At 61.2% G+C, this 19,841-nt stretch carries 23 protein-coding genes; 4 read left to right on the top strand and 19 right to left on the bottom strand.

The genetic code is table 11. The features are described 5' to 3' along the window. Window positions 1–362: 362 nt before the first annotated feature. The 6 genes from HKN06_00570 to HKN06_00595 are packed head-to-tail and all read right to left on the bottom strand — an operon-like array spanning window position 363 to window position 4,132. Window positions 363–605, bottom strand: coding sequence for a succinate dehydrogenase assembly factor 2 (locus tag HKN06_00570; GenBank protein ID NNF59799.1), 243 nt, complete (start codon window positions 603–605; stop codon window positions 363–365). Continuing rightward, window positions 602–1,381, bottom strand: coding sequence for a succinate dehydrogenase iron-sulfur subunit (locus HKN06_00575; protein ID NNF59800.1), 780 nt, complete (start codon window positions 1,379–1,381; stop codon window positions 602–604). The genes HKN06_00570 and HKN06_00575 overlap by 4 nt, the downstream gene beginning before the upstream one ends. Window positions 1,382–1,391: 10 nt before the next feature. Then, window positions 1,392–3,167 (bottom strand): succinate dehydrogenase flavoprotein subunit, encoded by a 1,776-nt coding sequence (locus HKN06_00580; protein ID NNF59801.1) that lies wholly within the window; start codon window positions 3,165–3,167, stop codon window positions 1,392–1,394. Next, window positions 3,168–3,554 (bottom strand): succinate dehydrogenase, hydrophobic membrane anchor protein, encoded by a 387-nt coding sequence (gene sdhD / locus HKN06_00585; GenBank protein NNF59802.1) that lies wholly within the window; start codon window positions 3,552–3,554, stop codon window positions 3,168–3,170. It abuts the gene before it with no gap. After that, window positions 3,555–3,941, bottom strand: a complete 387-nt coding sequence (gene sdhC / locus HKN06_00590) for a succinate dehydrogenase, cytochrome b556 subunit (protein NNF59803.1) — start codon at window positions 3,939–3,941, stop codon at window positions 3,555–3,557. A gap of 32 nt (window positions 3,942–3,973) precedes the next feature. Then, entirely contained in the window at window positions 3,974–4,132 is a 159-nt protein-coding gene (locus HKN06_00595; protein NNF59804.1) for a DUF1674 domain-containing protein, read from the bottom strand. Between the two features lie 98 nt (window positions 4,133–4,230). On the opposite strand from HKN06_00595, the gene HKN06_00600 reads away from it, so the two are divergent. Beyond that, complete coding sequence (locus tag HKN06_00600; GenBank protein NNF59805.1) at window positions 4,231–5,067, top strand: folate-binding protein YgfZ; 837 nt, start codon at window positions 4,231–4,233, stop codon at window positions 5,065–5,067. Between the two features lie 286 nt (window positions 5,068–5,353). On the opposite strand, the gene lysS is transcribed toward HKN06_00600, so the two are convergent. Together lysS and prfB are read right to left on the bottom strand one after the other, a co-directional pair. Beyond that, on the bottom strand, window positions 5,354–6,838 hold the full coding sequence (lysS, locus tag HKN06_00605) for a lysine--tRNA ligase (protein NNF59806.1): 1,485 nt from the start codon (window positions 6,836–6,838) through the stop codon (window positions 5,354–5,356). Window positions 6,839–6,840: 2 nt separating this feature from the next. Then, window positions 6,841–8,011, bottom strand: a protein-coding gene (gene prfB / locus HKN06_00610) for a peptide chain release factor 2 (protein ID NNF59807.1) whose coding sequence is annotated in 2 segments (ribosomal slippage) — window positions 6,841–7,863 and window positions 7,865–8,011 — 1,170 coding nt in all. Because the reading frame shifts where the segments join, the coding sequence is not laid out codon by codon here. 19 nt (window positions 8,012–8,030) lie between these two features. Here prfB and HKN06_00615 point away from each other — a divergent pair. Beyond that, window positions 8,031–8,645, top strand: a complete 615-nt coding sequence (locus HKN06_00615; protein NNF59808.1) for an OmpA family protein — start codon at window positions 8,031–8,033, stop codon at window positions 8,643–8,645. Window positions 8,646–8,657: 12 nt separating this feature from the next. After that, complete coding sequence (locus tag HKN06_00620; protein ID NNF59809.1) at window positions 8,658–9,026, top strand: hypothetical protein; 369 nt, start codon at window positions 8,658–8,660, stop codon at window positions 9,024–9,026. Between the two features lie 5 nt (window positions 9,027–9,031). On the opposite strand, the gene rpoS is transcribed toward HKN06_00620, so the two are convergent. The 5 genes from rpoS to surE are packed head-to-tail and all read right to left on the bottom strand — an operon-like array spanning window position 9,032 to window position 12,628. Continuing rightward, window positions 9,032–9,934 (bottom strand): RNA polymerase sigma factor RpoS, encoded by a 903-nt coding sequence (gene rpoS / locus HKN06_00625; GenBank protein ID NNF59810.1) that lies wholly within the window; start codon window positions 9,932–9,934, stop codon window positions 9,032–9,034. Between the two features lie 24 nt (window positions 9,935–9,958). Beyond that, entirely contained in the window at window positions 9,959–10,636 is a 678-nt protein-coding gene (locus HKN06_00630; GenBank protein NNF59811.1) for a peptidoglycan DD-metalloendopeptidase family protein, read from the bottom strand. 17 nt (window positions 10,637–10,653) lie between these two features. Then, window positions 10,654–11,226, bottom strand: coding sequence for a DedA family protein (locus HKN06_00635; protein NNF59812.1), 573 nt, complete (start codon window positions 11,224–11,226; stop codon window positions 10,654–10,656). A 2-nt stretch (window positions 11,227–11,228) separates the two neighbouring features. Next, on the bottom strand, window positions 11,229–11,882 hold the full coding sequence (locus tag HKN06_00640) for a protein-L-isoaspartate(D-aspartate) O-methyltransferase (GenBank protein ID NNF59813.1): 654 nt from the start codon (window positions 11,880–11,882) through the stop codon (window positions 11,229–11,231). Continuing rightward, window positions 11,879–12,628: a 5'/3'-nucleotidase SurE gene (gene surE, locus HKN06_00645; GenBank protein ID NNF59814.1), complete on the bottom strand. Its 750-nt coding sequence runs from the start codon at window positions 12,626–12,628 to the stop codon at window positions 11,879–11,881. Before surE ends, HKN06_00640 begins: the two co-directional genes overlap by 4 nt. Before the next feature lie 71 nt (window positions 12,629–12,699). Here surE and HKN06_00650 point away from each other — a divergent pair, with 71 nt between their 5' ends. Next, entirely contained in the window at window positions 12,700–13,215 is a 516-nt protein-coding gene (locus HKN06_00650; GenBank protein ID NNF59815.1) for a DNA mismatch repair protein MutS, read from the top strand. A gap of 2 nt (window positions 13,216–13,217) precedes the next feature. Here the strand turns inward: HKN06_00650 and HKN06_00655 are convergent, their stop codons facing one another. The 6 genes from HKN06_00655 to tilS all read right to left on the bottom strand — a co-directional run bounded on the left by HKN06_00655 (window position 13,218) and on the right by tilS (window position 19,839). Continuing rightward, window positions 13,218–14,246 (bottom strand): tRNA pseudouridine(13) synthase TruD, encoded by a 1,029-nt coding sequence (locus HKN06_00655; protein NNF59816.1) that lies wholly within the window; start codon window positions 14,244–14,246, stop codon window positions 13,218–13,220. Further along, window positions 14,243–14,530 (bottom strand): cell division protein FtsB, encoded by a 288-nt coding sequence (gene ftsB / locus HKN06_00660; protein ID NNF59817.1) that lies wholly within the window; start codon window positions 14,528–14,530, stop codon window positions 14,243–14,245. The genes HKN06_00655 and ftsB overlap by 4 nt, the downstream gene beginning before the upstream one ends. Window position 14,531: 1 nt before the next feature. After that, window positions 14,532–15,824 (bottom strand): phosphopyruvate hydratase, encoded by a 1,293-nt coding sequence (eno, locus tag HKN06_00665; GenBank protein NNF59818.1) that lies wholly within the window; start codon window positions 15,822–15,824, stop codon window positions 14,532–14,534. Between the two features lie 3 nt (window positions 15,825–15,827). Further along, the gene (kdsA, locus tag HKN06_00670; GenBank protein NNF59819.1) at window positions 15,828–16,673 is read right to left on the bottom strand and encodes a 3-deoxy-8-phosphooctulonate synthase; all 846 of its coding nucleotides are present in this window, start codon (window positions 16,671–16,673) and stop codon (window positions 15,828–15,830) included. 4 nt (window positions 16,674–16,677) lie between these two features. After that, the gene (locus HKN06_00675) at window positions 16,678–18,324 is read right to left on the bottom strand and encodes a CTP synthase (protein ID NNF59820.1); all 1,647 of its coding nucleotides are present in this window, start codon (window positions 18,322–18,324) and stop codon (window positions 16,678–16,680) included. Between the two features lie 186 nt (window positions 18,325–18,510). Further along, window positions 18,511–19,839: a tRNA lysidine(34) synthetase TilS gene (gene tilS, locus HKN06_00680; protein NNF59821.1), complete on the bottom strand. Its 1,329-nt coding sequence runs from the start codon at window positions 19,837–19,839 to the stop codon at window positions 18,511–18,513. Between the last annotated feature and the right edge of the window lie 2 nt (window positions 19,840–19,841).

Below are 19,841 nucleotides of genomic sequence, written 5' to 3' on the forward strand. Positions count from 1 at the left end.
CCCGGCTCTGGTGCCGCAGCAGTGCCCGCAGGCGACGCTGCCCGCCGCACCGGAAAGCATCACCGAACAACATCTCAGATTGGCCTGTAGTTGTGACGGAGATCACACCAGGAACCGGTCCGGCAGCCAGACGCGCCGGCCGTCGCTGCCGGCCTGCCCGATACAGCCACCAGCCCCCCGCAGCGTCCCGCTGCAGCTCCTCAGGCCAGGCGCGCCGCCGGAGGCGCCAGCAACTGATGCCGAGGGCAAACAGGCCACCTGCCGCCAGCGGCAGGCTGCAGTGCAGCACAGCCAGCGCAGCCGTGAGATGCCCGGTGATCAACGCGCGCTGGCGCCACTTCGAGCGCCCCAGGCAAAACCTCTCAGTCTGCGCGCATGGCATCGATCAGTTGCTCCAGACCCGGGTCGTCAGGACGTTCGCGCCCGGTGAGCCAGGCAAGCAATACCGGGTCCGGTGTGTCGATCAGCCGGCGGAATTGCGCCTGCAGGCCGGGCGATGAGGCGGCATAGTGTCGGTCCAGCCAGCCGCTCATCAACAGGTCCAGTTCGCGCATGCCGCGCCGGCAGCGCCAGCGCAGCTGTGCCAGCTCGCGCGGCTCACTCAGTGGCGCCGCTCCATCAGCAGTTTCTTGGTCTCGGCGATTGCCTTACCCGGGTTAAGGTTTTTCGGGCAGGCGCTGGTGCAGTTGAGGATGGTATGGCAGCGGTACAGGCGGAACGGATCTTCCAGTTGATCCAGACGCTCACCGGCCGCCTCGTCACGTGAGTCGACGAGCCAGCGGTAGGCCTGCAACAGAATCGCCGGACCCAGGTAACGATCGCTGTTCCACCAGTAACTGGGACAGCTGGCGGAACAGCAGGCGCACAGGATGCAGGCGGAAGGGTCGTCAATCTTCTGCTGATCTTCCTTGGACTGCAGCCGTTCGCGATCCGGCGGTGCCGGCGTGCGTGTCTTGAGCCAGGGCTGAATCGACGCGTATTGTGCGTAGAACCCGGTCAGGTCAGGCACCAGGTCCTTTACCACGCGCATGTGTGGCAGCGGATAAACGTTGAGATCACCCTTTGAATCGCTGATCGCACGGGTGCAGGCCAGCGTGTTACCACCGTCGATGTTCATGGCACAGGAACCACAGATTCCTTCGCGGCACGATCGGCGGAATGTCAGCGTCGGGTCAACTTCATTCTTTATCTTGATCAGCGCGTCGAGAACCATGGGACCGCAGCGGTCGAGGTCGACCTCGTAGGAATCCATGCGCGGCGTTTCGCCCGAATCAGGGTCGTAGCGATACACCTTGACGGTGCGCTTGCGTTGCGCACCCTCGGCCGGGTAATGCTTGCCCTGGCTGATCCTGGAATTGGCCGGCAACCTGAACTGCGCCATAGCGTAACTCCTAGTAAACGCGCTGCTTGGGAGGAATGGGGTCTACCTCATCGGTCAACGTATGCAGGTTGACCGGGCGGTAATCAAATGTGGCTTTGCCGTCGGCCACCCAGACAAGGACATGCTTCATCCAGCTGTCATCATCGCGGTCCGGGTAGTCTTCCCGTGCCTGGGCACCACGGCTTTCCCTGCGATGCCCGGCAGCAGATATCGTCGCGACGGCCTGGTCGAGCAGGTTTTCCAGCTCCATCGTCTCGATCAGGTCGGTATTCCATATCAGCGACCGGTCGGCAACCGAAACATCGGCGAAGGTACTGTGAATAGCAGCCAGTTTTTCTATGCCCTCGTTTATCAGGTCGCCGGTACGGAACACCGCGGCATGCTCCTGCATGCACTTTTGCATGTCCAGCCGGATTTCTGATGTTCTGCGGCCACCTTTGGCGTTGCGCAGCTTATCCAGCCGTGCCAGCGACTTGTCGCCGGCATCTGCCGGCAGCGCCGCATGCTTGGCACCGGGCGTAACGGTTTCGGCACAACGCTGTGCTGCTGCGCGACCGAACACCACCAGGTCGAGCAGGGAATTGGAACCCAGCCGGTTGGCGCCGTGCACCGACACACAGGCCGCTTCACCTGCCGCCATCAGGCCCGGCACGACATCTCCACCACGCGTCACAACTTCGCCGTGATAATTGGTCGGAATGCCACCCATGTTGTAGTGCACGGTTGGCAGCACCGGGATGGGCTCACGGGTTACATCGACGCCGGCAAAAATTCTCGCCGTCTCGGCGATACCTGGCAGGCGCTCGTCGATAACTTCACTACCCAGGTGCTGCAGGTTGAGATGCAGGTGGTCCTGGTGCTCACCGATGCCGCGGCCCTCGCGAATTTCTATCGTCATGGAGCGGCTGACGACATCGCGCGACGCAAGATCCTTCGCGTTCGGCGCGTAGCGCTCCATGAAGCGCTCACCCTCGGAGTTGGTAAGGAAGCCGCCTTCACCACGAGAACCCTCGGTAATTAGGCAGCCGGCTCCGTAGATACCGGTGGGATGGAACTGGACGAACTCCATATCCTGCAGCGGCAGACCGGCGCGCAGCACCATCGCGTTGCCGTCGCCGGTGCAGGTGTGCGCCGAGGTGCAGGAAAAATACGCGCGGCCGTAGCCACCGGTCGCGAGTATCACGTTATGAGCACGAAAGCGGTGCAGCGTACCGGTGGCCAGGTCGATCGCCACCACGCCACGGCAGGCGCCATCTTCCATCAGCAGGTCGATGGCAAAATATTCAATGAAAAACGATGCGTCGTGACGCAACGATTGCTGGTACAGCGTGTGCAGCATGGCATGACCGGTGCGGTCTGCCGCGGCGCAGGTACGCTGTGCATTGCCCTTGCCATAATGCGTGCTCATACCACCGAATGGCCGCTGGTAAATACGACCGTCTTCGGTACGCGAAAATGGCACGCCGTAATGCTCCAGCTCGATGATGGCGGCAGGCGCCTCCTTGCACATGTATTCGATGGCGTCCTGGTCACCGAGCCAGTCAGACCCTTTGACCGTGTCGTACATGTGCCAGCGCCAGTCATCCTCGCCCATATTGCCGAGCGCGGCGCTGATACCGCCCTGCGCTGCCACCGTGTGGCTGCGAGTAGGAAAAACCTTGGTAATGCAGGCCGTTTCCAGACCGGCCTGAGCCAGCCCGAGCGTCGCGCGCAACCCTGCGCCGCCGGCGCCGACTACAACAACATCGTAAGTGTGATCGGTGAACTCGTAGTTGCCGGACATCATTCAGCTTCCCAGTGCAATTTTCAGCACCGCGAAGATGCTCGCGGCTGCAACGACGACGTGGATGAATTTCTGCAGTACCAGCCAGGTGACTTTCGCCCAGCCGTGCACGTAATCCTCGATAACCACCTGCACTCCGAGCGACGAGTGCCAGGTAACCGTGGCAATAAACAGGATCAGCATGACGGCGTTGACCGGTCCGGCAATCCAGTCAATCACCCCAAGGTAGTCTGACCGGCCGCTGCCCAGCAAAAACGCAACGGAGAAAACAAACCACAAGCCCAGCGGCAGCAGCGCTACCGCAGAAACACGCTGCGCCCACCAGTGCGACGCACCTTCTTTGGCCGAACCCAGGCCGAGCACACGACCCAATGCGCTGCGCTGGCTCATCTAGCTGACCCCCGTGGCAATCATCGCCGCGATGGCGGTCAGCGCCAGGCTCGCGACTACAACAATCCAGCCCGAAGCGCGGTACTGGTTCTTTTCAAAACCGACGCCGGCATCCCAGAACAAGTGGCGCACGCCGTTACACAGGTGCAGGAAAAGCGAGAACGCCAGCCCGAGCAAAACAACAATTCCAACAGGCGACGCAAGCAGCTCGCGCAACCTGGTGTAGGCCTCAGGCCCGCTGGCGGCGGTGATCAGCCACAAAGCGAGCAACAGCAGGCCGAACGCCATCGCCATTCCGGTGGCGCGGTGCATGATCGACAGGAACATGGTGATCTGCCAGCGGTAGATCTGCAGGTGTGGCGATAACGGGCGGTTTGCTTCAGACATGCATCCGGTCTCGGAGTGATTGGATCATTGCTTCAGAAATCGATACAGCGGCCATTTTTTTCCCAGTCGCCGTAACGGGTCGGGTCGGGACCGTCGCGCCCGCCTATTTCCTGCGGTGGCTCGGAATCGACCGGCGGCGCCCCGGCCTCGTCATCTGGCCTGGGTTTCTGATCGTTTGACTCACCGCTCATGTGCTGCTCCGTTGGCCGCCCGGGCACGCCCCGCTGGCAGTTATTGTGCTCCAACCACCCACCTGCAGGCAACGCGGTTACAATATGAGCAGTAACTCATGGCAAATGACATCCCTATACACGGCCCGCGCGCGGCTGGTCTGCTCGGCCACTATGGCTGCATCGAGATCGATGGCGCTGATGCCGGCCCGTTCCTGCAGTCGCAGCTGTCGGCAGACATAGACGCGCTCGACCCGGAGCAGTCGGTACTGACCGGCTGGCACGACCGCAAGGGTCGCGTCCTCGCCTGTCCGCGCGTGGTGCGCAAGGCATCGTCATACTGGCTCATGCTGCCTGCCGGTCTGGTGGCTGAGACGCTCGCCGGCCTCAAGGTCTTCGTGTTTCGCTCGAAGGTGAGCCTTGCCGATCGCAGCGACACGATTGCTGCTGCCGGAGTTATTGATGAGTCTGGCCAACGCCACGAGGTTTATGCCAGACGTGAGCCGCTGCTGGAACGGCTGGCCGCGCATCATGCCGAGGGGGTGCGCGAGATCAGCACCGGGCAATGGGACCTGCTCGACATCGGCGCCGGCACGCCGCAGGTATACGAACAGACGCGCGGGGATTTTACCGGGCAGATGATAAACCTTGACCTGATCGGCGGCATCAGTTTCAGCAAGGGTTGCTACCCGGGGCAGGAAGTCATCGCGCGCACCCATCATCTCGGCCGCTCCAAGCGTCGTATGCAGCGCTACGTTTGCGACGGCGCGGCACCCGAACCGGGCACCAGTCTCGACGATGAGCAAGGCAAACGCGGCGGCTCGGTGGTGCGCTCTGCGCCGGCCGAGTCCGGAAGCGAAGCGCTAATCGTCACCGCGGTTGCCAATCCGCCGGTTCTCGTTGCCGCCGACGGTTCCCGGCTCACACCGACATCACTACCCTATTCGGTTGCATGATCATCGTCGTTAAACCGGCGACGGCCGGTTCGACTCGTTTGGCCAAACAGTGCTGACCACAAAGTAACGAAGTGGTGGCAGGTAGTCGCGGCAGGATGCCGCTCCCACACAGCATGGTTGCAGGTAGTCGCGGCAGGATGCCGCTCCCACACAGCATGGTTGCAGGTAGTCGCGGCAGGTTGCCGCTCCCACACAGCATGGTTGCAGGTAATCGCGGCAGGTTGCCGCTCCCACAACGCATGGTTGCAGGTAGTCGCGGCAGGATGCCGCTCCCACAGCTTATCGATCAGGCTTCGGGGCGCAGCAGCGGGAACAGCAACACGTCGCGGATCGACGCCGAATCGGTCAGCAGCATCACCAGCCGGTCGATGCCGACACCGAGCCCGCCGGCGGGTGGCATGCCATATTCGAGCGCGCGTATGTAGTCCTCGTCGTAGAACATCGCCTCGTCATCGCCGCTTGCCTTCAACTCCACCTGAGCGCGAAAGCGCGCAGCCTGCTCCTCCGGATCGTTGAGCTCGGAAAAACCATTGGCAATCTCGCGCCCCGCCATGAACAGCTCGAAACGGTCGGTGATAAACGGATCTGCATCGTTCTGGCGTGACAATGGTGATACTTCGGTTGGGTAAGAAACGATAAAGGTCGGCTGCAGCAACGTGTCTTCGACGGTTTTCTCGAATAACTCCGTGAGCAGCTTGCCGGCACCGTGTCCGGGCTCGTGCTTTACTCCGAGACGATCGAGTTGCTGGCGCAGGTAGTCTTCTTCCCGCAACCGGCCGGCATCCAGGTCAGGATTGCGCTGCGCGACTGATTCTTCCAGGCTCAGACGCCGGAAATCGCTTTCCAGGTCCAGCTCCTCATCCTGGTAGGTCAGCCGGGCACTGCCCAGCAATGCTTCAGCCGCGCCGCGCACCAGGGCTTCGGTAAGCGCCATGATGTCGTTGTAATCGGCAAAAGCCCAGTACAGCTCGAGCATGGTGAACTCGGGATTGTGCTGGGTGGAGATGCCCTCGTTGCGGAAGCTCCGGTTTATCTCGTATACCCGGTTAAGACCACCGACAATCAGTCGTTTCAGATAAAGCTCGGGCGCAATGCGCAGGTACAGCTGCATGTCCAGAGTGTTGTGATGCGTTACAAATGGCCGCGCCACTGCACCACCGGGGATCGGCTGCATCATCGGAGTTTCCACTTCCAGAAAATCACGCTGCTCCAGGAAACCACGGATGAAACTGACCGCCGCCGATCGCGCACGAAATACCGCGCGCGAGTCATCATTCATGATCAGATCGACGTAACGCTGACGATAGCGGGTTTCCGTATCGCTCAGCCCATGGAATTTTTCCGGCAACGGTCTTAGCGACTTTGTGACCAGTCGCAACCGGTCTGCACGCACGCTCAGCTCTCCGGTATTGGTGCGGTACATGCCCCCTTCGGCGGCAACAATATCGCCCACATCCCAGGTCTTGAAGGCCGCATAAACGCCGTCGGGCAACGAATCGCGCTGCAGGTAGAGCTGGATGCGTGCGGTCCCGTCATCGATCACCACGAAACTGGTTTTTCCCATCACGCGCTTGGCCATCATCCGGCCGGCGACAGCAGCGCGCTCGGCCTGCTCGAGCGCCGCAACATCGTGCCCCTCATAGCGCTGGTGCAGCTCTGCCGCGGTATCGGCCGCCTCGATGTCATTGGGATAGGCAATACCCTGCTCGCGCAGGGCCTGAAGCTTGCGCCGGCGTTCGGCAATCAGCTTGTGTTCGTCATTTTCCGCCATCGCTAAAGCCCCTCTTTCAGGCTGGCCTCGATAAACTGGTCGAGGGCGCCATCGAGCACAGCCTGGGTATTGCCAACCTCTATGCCTGTACGCAGGTCCTTTATGCGTGACTGGTCGAGCACGTAGGAACGAATCTGGCTGCCCCAGCCGATCTCGGCCTTGCCCTTCTCCGCCTCGGCCGCCTTTTCGCGCCTTGAATCGAGTTCGTGCTGGTACAGGCGGGCGCGCAGCTGTTTCATCGCCGTGTCACGGTTGCGGTGCTGTGAACGATCATTCTGACACTGCACGACTATCCCGGTCGGATCATGAGTGATACGCACCGCCGACTCGGTCGTGTTGACATGCTGGCCACCCGCACCGCTGGCGCGATACACATCGATGCGCAAATCAGCCGGATTGATTTCAATTTCGATGTTGTCGTCGATTTCCGGCGTCACCGTAACTGCCGCAAAAGAGGTGTGCCGGCGATTCCCGGAATCGAACGGTGACTTGCGCACCAGCCGGTGCACGCCACCCTCGGTGCGCAACCAGCCAAACGCGTAATCACCGGTAACCTGCACCGTGGCACTCTTGATTCCCGCGACCTCACCGGGCGATGCCTCCATTATCTCTGCCTTGAAGTCTCGCGATTCGCACCACTTCAGGTACATGCGCAGCAGCATTTCGGCCCAGTCCTGGGCTTCGGTACCGCCTGAACCGGCCTGGATAAACAGGAACGCATTTGCATCGTCCAGCTCGCCGGAAAACATCCGGCGAAATTCGAGCTGTTCGACCTGTGTTGTCAGTTTTTCGAGATCACGCTCGATCTCCGCGAGCGTGTCGTCATCTTCTTCTGCCAGAGCCAGCTCCAGCAGGTCGGCAGCATCGCTGACCCCGGTATCGAGCGCCTCGAGTTCGGCAACTGTCGCATCGAGGCGCGCCCGCTCACGGCCAAGCGACTGGGCGCGCTCCTGGTCGTCCCAGACGGTCGGGTCTTCCAGCTGGCGCGAAACTTCGGTCAGACGCTCCTTTTTCCCGGCATAGTCAAAGATACCCCCTCAGAGCTTTACTGCGGCTCTCGAGGTCGGAGATTCGTGCACGTACCTGGCCGGTTTCCAATTGACTGTTTTCCTGTCTGTCTGACTGGTCGCGGATGTTACCAATGCACCCGGCGCCAGTCGATGCCCGCCACATACTGTGATATATCTCGCGCATGTTCTCACGCGTGACAGTGCTGGTCATGTTCATCGCCGCGGTCCAGCCGGCCGCCTTTGGCAGCTGTGCCCCTGACTGCCCCGATGGCGACAGGGATGGCGTCGTCGATACGGCTGACCAGTGCCCGGAATCAGAGCACGGCGCGCCGGTCACAATGACCGGTTGTGCCCACGACACCGACGCAGACGGCATTCCCGACTATCGTGACCGCTGCCCGCACCTCAGCGCCGCCAGCGTCGATGCCTGGGGCTGTCCGGCCGGACTGGAAATATTTCTGGAAGGACTCTCTTTTGAAACCAATTCCGCACGCTTTGCCGGCACGACTCATCCCGTACTGGAACAGGCCGTGCGCATGCTGGTCGACACGCAGTACCGCCAGGTCCTGGTCGCCGGACACACCGATGACGTGGGCAGCGCCGAGCACAACCGTCGTTTGTCACGCCAACGTGCCGAGGCGGTGCGCCAGTATCTGGTGGCGGCCGGCCTTGATTCCGGCCGCATCGTTGCCCGCGGCTATGGCGAAAGCCGTCCGATCGCGGACAACACCACCGAACAGGGCCGCAGCCGCAACCGTCGGGTTGTGCTTCACGTGCTGGGCATCGAGCCAGGCTAGGATAAAACTGTTATGCAACTACACCGCGAACGCAGCGATCAAATCAACATCATTCGCAGCATGGATGATGAGCACATCATCGTTGGCGAGCAGAAATTCACCGTGCCATGCATCGTGACGGTCAGCGAAATTGTTTCATGGAAGCCGATTTCAGCGGAACAGCTGTCCGTTTCTGACTTTGCCGCTGCAATTGATCAGTCACCTGAGTTGATTTTGCTGGGTACCGGCATGAGCCTGGTCATTCCCAATCCCGGCCTGATTACAGCAATCAATGATGCTGGAGTCGGATTTGAATTTATGGACAACGCCGCGGCCTGCCGCACCTACAACGTGCTGGCGCATGAAGGACGGGCTGTTGCGGTGGCGCTACTGGCCGGGTGAGCTGATCACTCGAACACAGCTTCGTAGTCCAGGCCCTCGCTTTCCATGAAGCCGCGCAACCGGCTCAGGGCATCCATCTGGATTTGACGCACTCGCTCACGCGTTACGCCAATTTCCTCACCGACCTGTTCCAGCGTGCACTTCCGGTAGCCATGCAGACCGAAACGCCGTTGTACCACCGCTCGCTGCTTGTCGTTCAGCTTTTCCAGCCAGTAATGCAGCACTTCATTGACCCGGTCGGACTGGGCTGACCGGGATGGATCGGCACCGTCAGTGTCGGGTATCGAATCGAGAACCGTGCGCTCACTGTCGCGACCAACCGGCGCATGCGCAGAGGTTGTGCGCTCGTTCAAACCAAACAGCCGCCGCACATTATCCGCCGAGCAACCCATGTCGGCTGCTATCTCGTCTACCTCCGGCTCGCGATCGAGTTCCTGCGCCAGCTTGCGCGCGGATCGCAGGTAGGTGTTGATCTCCTTGATCACGTGAATCGGCAACCTGATGGTACGGGTCTGGTTCATGATGCCGCGTTCAATTGTCTGGCGAATCCACCAGGTGGCGTAAGTAGAGAAACGAAAACCACGCTCGGGATCGAATTTTTTTACCGCGTGAATGAGTCCGAGATTACCCTCCTCGATCAGATCGAGCAGTGGCAGACCACGATTCATGTAGCGCCGCGCGATCTTTACGACCAGGCGAAGATTGCTTTCGATCATTCGCTTGCGTGCGCCTTCGTCACCGCGTTGCACGCGACGGGCAAAGTACACTTCTTCTTCCGCCGTGAGCAGCGGTGAGAACCCGATCTCGCTCAGGTACAACCGGGTAGCGTCATGAACACTGCGGTCAAACCTTTTTGCCGGCTTCCCCAACGAGGCTGACGCGGAGTCAGCCGCTTTTTCGCCTGGCATTTCTGCCCCCTTTCCTGCAGGAGCCTATTCAGCCTCGCGTGACGGCAGGAACTGCAACGGATCGACCGGTTTTCCCTTTATCCGGATCTCGAAATGCAGCGCCGCCCGTTCGCCGGGACCAAAACCCATTTTTCCAATGCGCTGACCGGCAGTGACAATATCCCCTTCTCCCACCAACAGCGCGTCGTTGTGCCCGTAAGCACTCAGGTAGACTTCATTATGTTTCAAAATGATAAGTTTTCCGTACCCAAGAAGTCCACTGCCGCTGTAGACCACGGTTCCCGCAGCGGCTGCAAGCACGTAATCTCCGGCGTTTCCGCCGATATCCACACCCTGGCCCAGCGATGTTGCATCGCCGAAACGCGCAATAAGTGGGCCGTTCGCCGGCCACACCCATGCAAGGGGCGGCGCGCTTGCCGCCGGAGGATCACGCGGCGCCGAACTGCCGCTTCGCGGCGCGGCTGACGTTGCGGCACTGACCGGCCGCCGGTAACCGGGCGGCGCTGACAGCCGCAGCGTCTGCCCCGGAAACAACAGATCAGGGTTATCGATGCGATTCCATGCCGCCAGTTCCCGTGCATCAACCCGATAACGGAACGCAATTGCCTGCAGCGTATCGCCGGCACGTACTACGTGTACTCGCTGCTCCCAGCGTAATGCTTTGCCGCCGCAAGCGGCCAACAGCAACATCACCGCCAGCATGACGACAAGTGATTTCGCTATCGCACCCACAGGTAGACGACAATACCGATTGCCACGATGGCCCAGCCCAGCACTTCCACGTGTCGCCGAAGGCTTTGTGCGGCACGCTCGCCACCGGCCATGATCATCAGAGCGACGAGGAAGAACCGCGCGCCGCGACCAAAGGTCGACGCCAGAACAAACAACGGCAGCGGCATCGCCAGCGAACCGGCGGCGATTGTGAATATTTTATATGGCACCGGGGAAAACCCGGCCAGCAGGACAGCCCAGAAACCCCACCGCCCAAACCACTCACTGACCCGGGCATAGTCATCCATGTACCCAGCCTGCTGCAGCAAACCCGACGCGGCCTCGAAACCGAAGTAGCCGATCAGCCATCCGGCAACGCCGCCCAGCACGGATGTGACAGTCGTCAGCAATGCCAGAGAGGGACCGCGACGCGGCTGGGCCAGCACCATTGGCGCCAGCATGACGTCCGGCGGCACCGGGAAGAACGACGATTCGGCGAAACTGAGCGTACCGAGGTACCAGGGAGCGTGGCGATGCTGCGACCAGCGCAATGCCCGGTCATAAAGTGCGGTGAAAATCATCGTCAGTGAGTGCCCTGCAGCAGTGGCACGAAACTTACCGCACCAAGATCCGCCTGCTCCACGTTTTTACCGTTGCGGGTATAAGCCATCAGAGTCTGCCGGCCCTGTGCCCCGACCGGAATGATCAGGCGCCCGCCATCTGCGAGCTGCTCGATCAGGGCGCACGGAATTTCGCGCGGCGCGGCGGCGACAAGGATGCCGTCATACGGCGCATTTGCCTTCCACCCCTGCCAGCCATCGCCGTGACGCAGCTTGACGTTATAAATGTCGAGCTGACGCAGCAGACGGCGAGTACGACGTAACAGTGACCCGATCCGTTCCACGCTGAAAATATTTCCTGCCAGCGGGCTCAGCACGGCTGTCTGGTAGCCACACCCGGTGCCAACCTCCAGCACTTTCTCCGGCCGGCCGGCGGCCATCAGCGCCTCGGTCATCCGCGCGACCACGTATGGCTGGGAAATCGTCTGCCCCTGGCCGATCGGTAGCGCTGTATCTTCGTATGCGCGGCTGGCCAGCGCCTCATCGACGAACAGGTGCCGTGGTACGTTGCGAATGCGGTCAAGCACCATCTCATCGGCTATACCCTGCTGCCGCAGCCGGTCTATCAGCCTTTCGCGGGTTCGCGCCGAGGTCATGCCAATCCCGAGCGGATTCATCGTTCGCTATCCAGCCACGTTGCGACGTCAGCAATCTCGTTGTGTGCCGTCAGGTCCACCTGCAACGGCGTAACCGAAACGTAGCCCTCGGAGATCGCATTAAAATCGGTGCCGGGACCGCAGTCCTGCTCGGGTCCGGCCGGCCCGACCCAGTAAATCGTCGAGCCGCGCGGATCCGTCGAGCGCACCACCGGTTCGGCGCGGTGCCGGTAGCCGAGCCGCGTGGCTTTGAAACCAGCCAGTTGCTCGTAAGAAAGATCCGGGACGTTGATGTTGAGGATCGAATCCGGCGGCAACGGCGACTTGCGCAGCATACGCACCAGGTCGCCCGCCACCCTGGCAGCCGCCGGCATGTTGGTGCTGCGCGATGAGACCAGCGAAATAGCAACGGCCGGCAGGCCCAGAAAACGACCCTCCATTGCGGCAGCGACGGTGCCCGAGTACAGGACATCGTCACCGAGATTGGCGCCGTGGTTTATCCCGGATATAACCATGTCCGGATCATCATCGAGAAAGCCGGTAATGGCGACATGCACGCAATCTGTCGGCGTACCATTGACTGCATAAACACCAGGGCCCTGCCGCCGTATACGCAGCGGCGCTTCCAGTGTCAGTGAGTTGCTCGCCCCACTGCGATTGCGATCCGGCGCGACCACGGTAATTTCAGCCATTTCACGCAGCACCGATGACAGGGCGAGCAACCCCTTGGCGTGATAACCGTCATCGTTACTGAGCAATATGTTCACTGGGCTATTATCCCTGTCAGTTGAGCTGCATTATTGTACCTGCCGGCAGCCCGGCACGTTGGAACCAAAGCATGACTGACGACCACGACGACGACGATATCTTTCGCAGGCACATGGCTGGTGTGCGACGCCTGCGCGCGCACAAGACCCACACCGAGCGGCCACGACCGCGCGCGAAGGCACGATTTGCCCGGGCCGATCAGCAGCAGGTACTGCAGGAAAGCCTGACCGGCGAACCGGCCAGCGACAGCCAGGCGGAAGTACGCTACGCGCAGCCGGGCGTAAGCCCCACCGTATTGCGCAAACTCCGACGTGGTAAATACAGCATTGCCGACGAACTTGACCTGCACGGGCTCAATGTCGCAATGGCGGCACAGGCGCTCGATGAGTTTCTGGCCGAATGCAGCAGCCTCGGCCATCGCTGTGTGCGCATTATCCATGGCAAGGGCACACGCTCCGGTCATGGTGGGCCGGTGCTGAAACCCAAAGTCTGTCACTGGCTGCGCCGCCGCGAGCAGGTACTCGCTTTTACCACCGCACCCAACCACGACGGCGGCAGCGGGGCACTCTACGTCCTGCTGCGCTGAAGTCATGAGTGGCGCTGCGCTGATGCAGCATCGTGCACGGTCATTGCGGCTGCCAGCAGGCTGGTTGCGTATACTCCCGACGGCAGCCGGAAACGCAGCAACAGCTCGTCCGTAATTTCCCACGCCATGTCACTCGGCAGGATACGTAGTGCACGGCGCTCCTGCCTGAGCCGATTGTGCTCCAGTCCGGCGGCCAGGTCGCTGAACTGTTCTGCGGTCTCCCGCTCCAGCGCAGCGACCGCACCGCAGACCGGTAGCTCACCGCGGCCCCATAGCGGCCCGGAGACGTGAATGTCGCCGGCTTGCAGCCTGCCGGCAATCTCCTGATCCGGCGTCTCGCACGAGAAAAAGCTGCCGCTGCCATCGAGGATCAGTGCATCACCGGCCAGCGCGCTGTTCCAGCTGTCATCAGCTATACGCCGGTCCAGGACCGCATTGAATATTGCCGCACGTGCGGCCGAAAGCGCCATTGAGCGCTGGTTTCTTCTCAGCTTTGCCGAACCGGCGAACAGCCGTCGCGCCAGCTGCAGGTTGTGCCCGTCGTGACCGAAGCGCTGCGAACCGAAGTAATTGGGAAAGCCGTCGTTGCTGATCGCCTGCAAACGCTGTTCCAGCAACTGCTCCGGATCATGCAGCTCGCGCACCGTGATTTCGAACTGGTTATACGCCAGGGCGCCGCGCCGCAGCTTGCGATCGTGGCGCACCGTTTCGAGTACCTCCACGCCCTCGATAGCCAACTGTACGGCGGGAGGGGCTTGCCTGCCTGGCAACCAGACCGAGTACCACTGGCGGGTTACGGCATGGCGATCCTTGCGACCGGCGAAAGCCACATCTCGCCTGCCGACCCCGTAACAGCGGGCCAGCTGCTGCGCCACCCAGGCGGTATTGGCGCCGGTTTTTTCCAGTCGCACCAGCAGGTGCTCACCTGCCCCGGCCGGTGCAAATCCGAGCGCTTCATCGACGCGAAAATCCTGGGGCCGGGTGCGTATGGTGCCGCTGACCTTGTCCACGCCGCCTGACGGCAGGTTCATTCGTTCTCGTTATCCTTTTCGACGACCTGGTAGAACGTCTCATTGGCGCGCTTCATACCCAGTTCCGCACGTGCCCGTTCTTCGATGGCATCACTGCCGCTTTTCAGGTCCGCAACCTCCGCCTCCAGGGCATCGTTGCGCCGCTGCAGTTGTTCGTTCTGTTCCCGTTGTTCTGCGACCGCCCGCTCCAGCCGCCACACCTCACGAATGCCGTCATCTGTCAGCCAGTAGCGGTACACCAATACCGCCAGGATGACAGCCATAATTGCCAGCATAGTACGCACTTCAATCGATCGCTTTTAGCGCCGCGTGGCCGTAGTAGCTCGCAGATTCGCCAAGGCCCTCCTCGATGCGAATCAACTGATTGTATTTCGCCAGACGGTCAGAACGCGACAACGACCCGGTCTTGATCTGCGTAGCGGTAGTTGCAACAGCAATATCGGCAATGGTGCTGTCCTCGGTTTCACCCGAGCGATGGGAGATCACCGCCGTGTAACCCGCCTCGCGCGCCATGGCAATGGCGTCCAGGGTTTCGGTAAGCGTGCCAATCTGGTTTGGTTTGATGAGAATGGAGTTGGCAATGCCTTCGTCGATACCTTTCCTGAGTATTCGCGTGTTGGTGACAAAAAGATCATCGCCGACCAGCTGCGTCCGCGCGCCAAGCGCGTCAGTGAGAATGGCCCAACCGGCCCAGTCGTCCTCACCCATGCCGTCTTCAATCGACACTATCGGATAGCGATCCGCCAGCCCGGCCAGGTACTGGCTGAATCCGGCGGCATCGAAGTCCTTGCCTTCCGCTGCCAGGCTGTAGGTGCCGTCGTTGCAAAATTCCGACGAGGCGACGTCAAGTGCCAGCGCGATCTGTTTGCCCGGTGTATAGCCGGCACGATCGATGGCTTCCATTATTGTTTCCAGCGCTGCTTCGTTGGATGGCAGGTCTGGCGCAAAACCACCTTCGTCGCCCACCGCCGTGGTCAGGCCACGTTCCTGCAGCACCTTTTTCAGAACATGAAAAATCTCGGCACCATAACGCAGCGCTTCGCGGAAACTGGGCGCGCCGACCGGCATGATCATGAACTCCTGGATATCGACGCTGTTATCCGCATGGGCACCGCCGTTGATGATGTTCATCATCGGTACCGGCATCGCCAGAGAATTGTTTTCCGCCAGCGCCGCGATATGCCGGTGCAGGCCGATACCTGCTTCGATCGCTGCCGCTCGCGCCGCAGCCAGCGACACAGCGAGAATCGCGTTTGCGCCGAGACGCGACTTGTTTTCAGTGCCATCGAGATCGATCATTTTCTGATCCAGCTCACGTTGCTGCGCAGCCGCCATACCGGTTACCGCATCGCGCAGCTCGCCATTGACGTGCGCTACCGCAGTAAGCACGCCCTTTCCAAGATATCGCGTCTTGTCGCCGTCACGCAGCTCCACCGCCTCGCGCGCACCGGTCGAGGCGCCTGACGGAACCGCAGCGCGTGCCATCACGCCGGATGCGAGACAGACGTCCGCCTCGACTGTCGGGTTACCGCGCGAATCCAGGACTTCACGCCCGCGAACTGTTTTGATTTCACTCATTTCTCAACGCTCCCGGCGCAAGCTGTCCTCGGCAAATTCCCGTTTTTTCACTGCCTGGTCTATATCTACCAGCACCTCAAGCAACTGCTTCATGCGATCGAGCGGCCACGCATTCGGCCCGTCACTGAGCGCGTTGGCCGGATCGGGGTGAGTCTCGGCGAACAGGCCGGACACCCCGGCCGCCACGGCGGCCCGGGCCAGCACGGGTATGAACTCGCGCTGGCCGCCGGAAGCATCGCCACGCCCGCCCGGCAGCTGCACCGAGTGGGTCGCGTCAAATACAACCGGACAACCGGTGTCACGCATCACAGAAAGCGAGCGCATGTCGGAGACCAGGTTGTTATAGCCGAATGAAAAACCGCGTTCACACACCATTATCTGTTCATTACCGGTACTGCGCGCCTTGTTAACCACATTACCCATCTCCCACGGCGACAGGAACTGCCCTTTCTTTATATTGACCGCCTTGCCTAGCCCGGCAACCGCCACGATGAAATTGGTCTGGCGGCACAGGAAGGCGGGCGTCTGCAGTACGTCGACGACAGCAGCCACTTCTGCCAGCGGCGTGTCTTCATGCACATCGGTCAGTACGGGCACCCCCACCTGTTTGCGTACCGCCTCGAGAATACGCAATCCGTCAGCAATCCCCGGACCGCGAAAACTGCCGATCGATGAGCGATTGGCTTTGTCGAACGAGGACTTGAATATGAACGGCACGCCAAGCCGGCCGGTGATTTCCCTGAGCGTACCGGCGGTATCGATAGCAAGCTGCTCGCTCTCGATGACGCAGGGCCCGGCGATGAGGAACAGCGGGTGGTCCGGCCCCACCTTGAAGTTACACAATTCCATAGTGTCAGGCGCGGGCGCGCTGCGGCAGCTGCTCGAAGCGATAGCGCCGGGCTGCCTCGACAAAGCCCGAGAACAACGGGTGACCGTCGCGCGGATTGGAGGTGAATTCGGGGTGAAACTGGCAGGCAACAAACCAGGGGTGATCGGCAATCTCGATGATCTCTACGAGATCGTCGACCGACTTGCCGGAAATGCTCAGACCGGCAGCGGTGAGCCGCTTGCGATATATATTGTTGAACTCGTAGCGATGGCGGTGACGTTCCATCACGCTGGCATTGTCATATAGTTCGGCAGCACGGGTACCGGGCTCCAGCAGGCATTCCTGGGCACCCAGCCGCATAGTGCCACCGAGCTCGGAATCGACATTGCGGCGTTCGATCGAACCTTCGTGGTCCTGCCACTCGGTAATCAGCGCAATGACCGGATGCGGTGTCTGGCGATCGAATTCCGTGCTCTGGGCGCCGTCCAGCCCGGCCACATTGCGGGCGTACTCGATGACTGCCACCTGCAGCCCGAGGCAGATACCCAGGTACGGGATACCCAGTTCGCGCGCATGCTGCACGGCCCGGATCTTGCCCTCCACGCCGCGCTCACCGAAACCGCCGGGGACCAGGATGGCGTCCATTCCCGCCAATACATCTGTGCTGCCGGATTCGAGATCCTGCGACTCGACATAGTGAATATTGACCTTGGTAGCTGTATGCACGCCGGCATGGGTCAATGCCTCGCTGAGCGAGATATACGAATCGCGAAAGTGCACGTACTTGCCAACCATCGCGATGTTCACTTCTGCGGTCGTGTTCTGCTTGGCCTCTACCACACCAATCCACTCCGCCAGGTCAGCCGGCGGCAGGTCGAGCTGCATTTTCTCGACAACGATGTCGTCGAGCCCTTCGTCGCGCAACAGCATTGGAATCTTGTAGATGTCGTCGGCGTCCATTGCCGGAATAACCGCGCGTTCGGCAACATTGGTAAACAACGCAATTTTCCGGCGCTCGTCCCGCGGCAGCGGCCGGTCTACACGACACAACAGCACATCCGGCTGGATGCCGATCGAGCGAAGTTCCTTCACCGAATGCTGTGTCGGTTTCGTTTTCATCTCGCGCGAGGTGGCTATGTACGGCACAAGGGTCAGGTGCATGTACAGAACCTGGCCCGGTTCTGACTCGACGCCAAACTGGCGGATCGCCTCGAGAAAAGGCAGCGACTCGATGTCACCCACCGTGCCGCCAATTTCGACCATGCAGACGTCTGCATCACCGGCCCCGAGCTTGATGCTGTCAATAATTTCGTCCGTGATATGCGGGATTACCTGCACCGTGGCACCGAGATAATCCCCGCGCCGCTCCTTACGGATAACGGTTTCATAGATGCGCCCGGTGGTGAAATTGCTGTTGCGCCCGGTGGTGGTTCGAACAAAACGCTCGTAGTGACCCAGGTCCAGGTCGCTCTCTGTACCGTCGGCGGTGACAAATACCTCGCCGTGCTGGAACGGGCTCATGGTGCCCGGATCGACGTTGATGTAAGGATCCAGCTTTATCATGCTGATCTTCAGCCCGCGCGCTTCGAGTATCGCGCCGAGCGAAGCCGCCGAGATTCCCTTGCCCAGCGACGAGACAACACCGCCGGTAATAAATACGAAGCGAGTCATAAGTGATGTCTCGTGTGCTGGTTGCCTGAGAAACTTCGGGGGAGCGTGGCCTTAGCCGTGACCGCGGTCACTGGCCGAAACGTTGTTACGCAATGGCTCGTTGACAAAGCCAAGCCGTTTCACGACCTCCGACAAATGGGCGTCACCGGCTGCGGCGACCGGGAAAAATTACCAGAACAGGCACGGTCAGTACAGCGCGGGATGATCTTCCCAGCGCAGCCGCAGCCCCCGCCCGGCGCTGCTCAATGCCTCTTCCTGCCACAAATCGGCGACCGCAGCGAGTTGGTCGCCGGCATACAGCAACGGAATACGCGGCCGCATCCATGGCACGACCCGAGCTTCCTGGTAGAGATTGCGCAATTTGCGTGTCTGACCGCCACCCTTCGGCCGGATGCTTTCGCCGCCACGACGAAAACGAACCGACAATGTTTCACATTCACCGGCAGCCAGCCCGGCCTCGTCTTCCGCGTAGACCAGCCGGCCTAAACCGGCCGGTAAGGTTACGCTTGCGCCGGCGCTGAGCGTGGCGGTGAAACCGTCTGTCAGTGCTGCCAGCGGCTGCATCGCGTACAGGCGCGTTCCGTAGCGACGCACCTCGCAACCGGGCCAGCTGACACAGGCCTCACCAGGCTGGCTGTCGATGAGCCGCATAACCTGTGTGAACTGCGCCGTGTCGGGTGTTGGCAAACCAGTAGCGACCAGCCACTGGCGCAGCGCGTTGGCGACGCGCTCACCGGATAAGGTCCCAACCCGGCTGCAATCAAAGGTATCACCGGCCGCGGCAGCCAGTGCGTCCTGCGCACCGACCTGGTGCGCCAGTCTTGCCATTGCCGCGCTATGCCGGGCAGCCCGCGAGACCGCTACTGCGGCACCCGGCCAGCGATCGCGAACCAGCGGCAGCACGACGTGGCGAAGGTAGTTGCGGTCGTAACGCTGGTCGACGTTTGACGGGTCGTCGCTCCATTCCAGCCCGTGCGCACCGGCATACGTGTGCAACTGTTCCCGGGCAGTATCCAGCAACGGTCGAAAATGCCACGCCCCGGCCTGCAGCTGGCGCAACACCGGCATGCCGGCGAGACCGGCGCTGCCGGCACCACGCAACAGCTGCAGCAACACTGTCTCCAGCTGGTCGTCGCGATGGTGCGCGGTCAACAGTACATCGCCCGGCTTGCAGTGTTTTAACAGCGCTGCATAGCGGACAGATCGCGCCCTGGCTTCGGGGCTGTCGCCCGGCTCGTAACTGACCTGTTCGCGTTGCAAGGCGAACGCAACGCCAAAGCGCCTGGCAACATCGGCGCACCGTGATGCCCACTGTGCCGAGTCGGCGTGCAGCCCGTGATCGACATGCACCGCCAGCAGATCGGCTCCGGGAATCCGTGGCAGGGCGCGCCGCGTCAGGTCAAGCAGCACCGTGCTGTCCAGGCCACCACTGAATGCCACGATATAGCGGCGCGGTCCCTGCAATTCAACCTGTGCAGCAACCTGGCTGAGAATCAGTTCAGGTGTCAGGGCCACGG

This window comes from Gammaproteobacteria bacterium, assembly GCA_013003425.1.
Lineage (GTDB): Bacteria > Pseudomonadota > Gammaproteobacteria > Steroidobacterales > JABDKV01 > JABDJB01.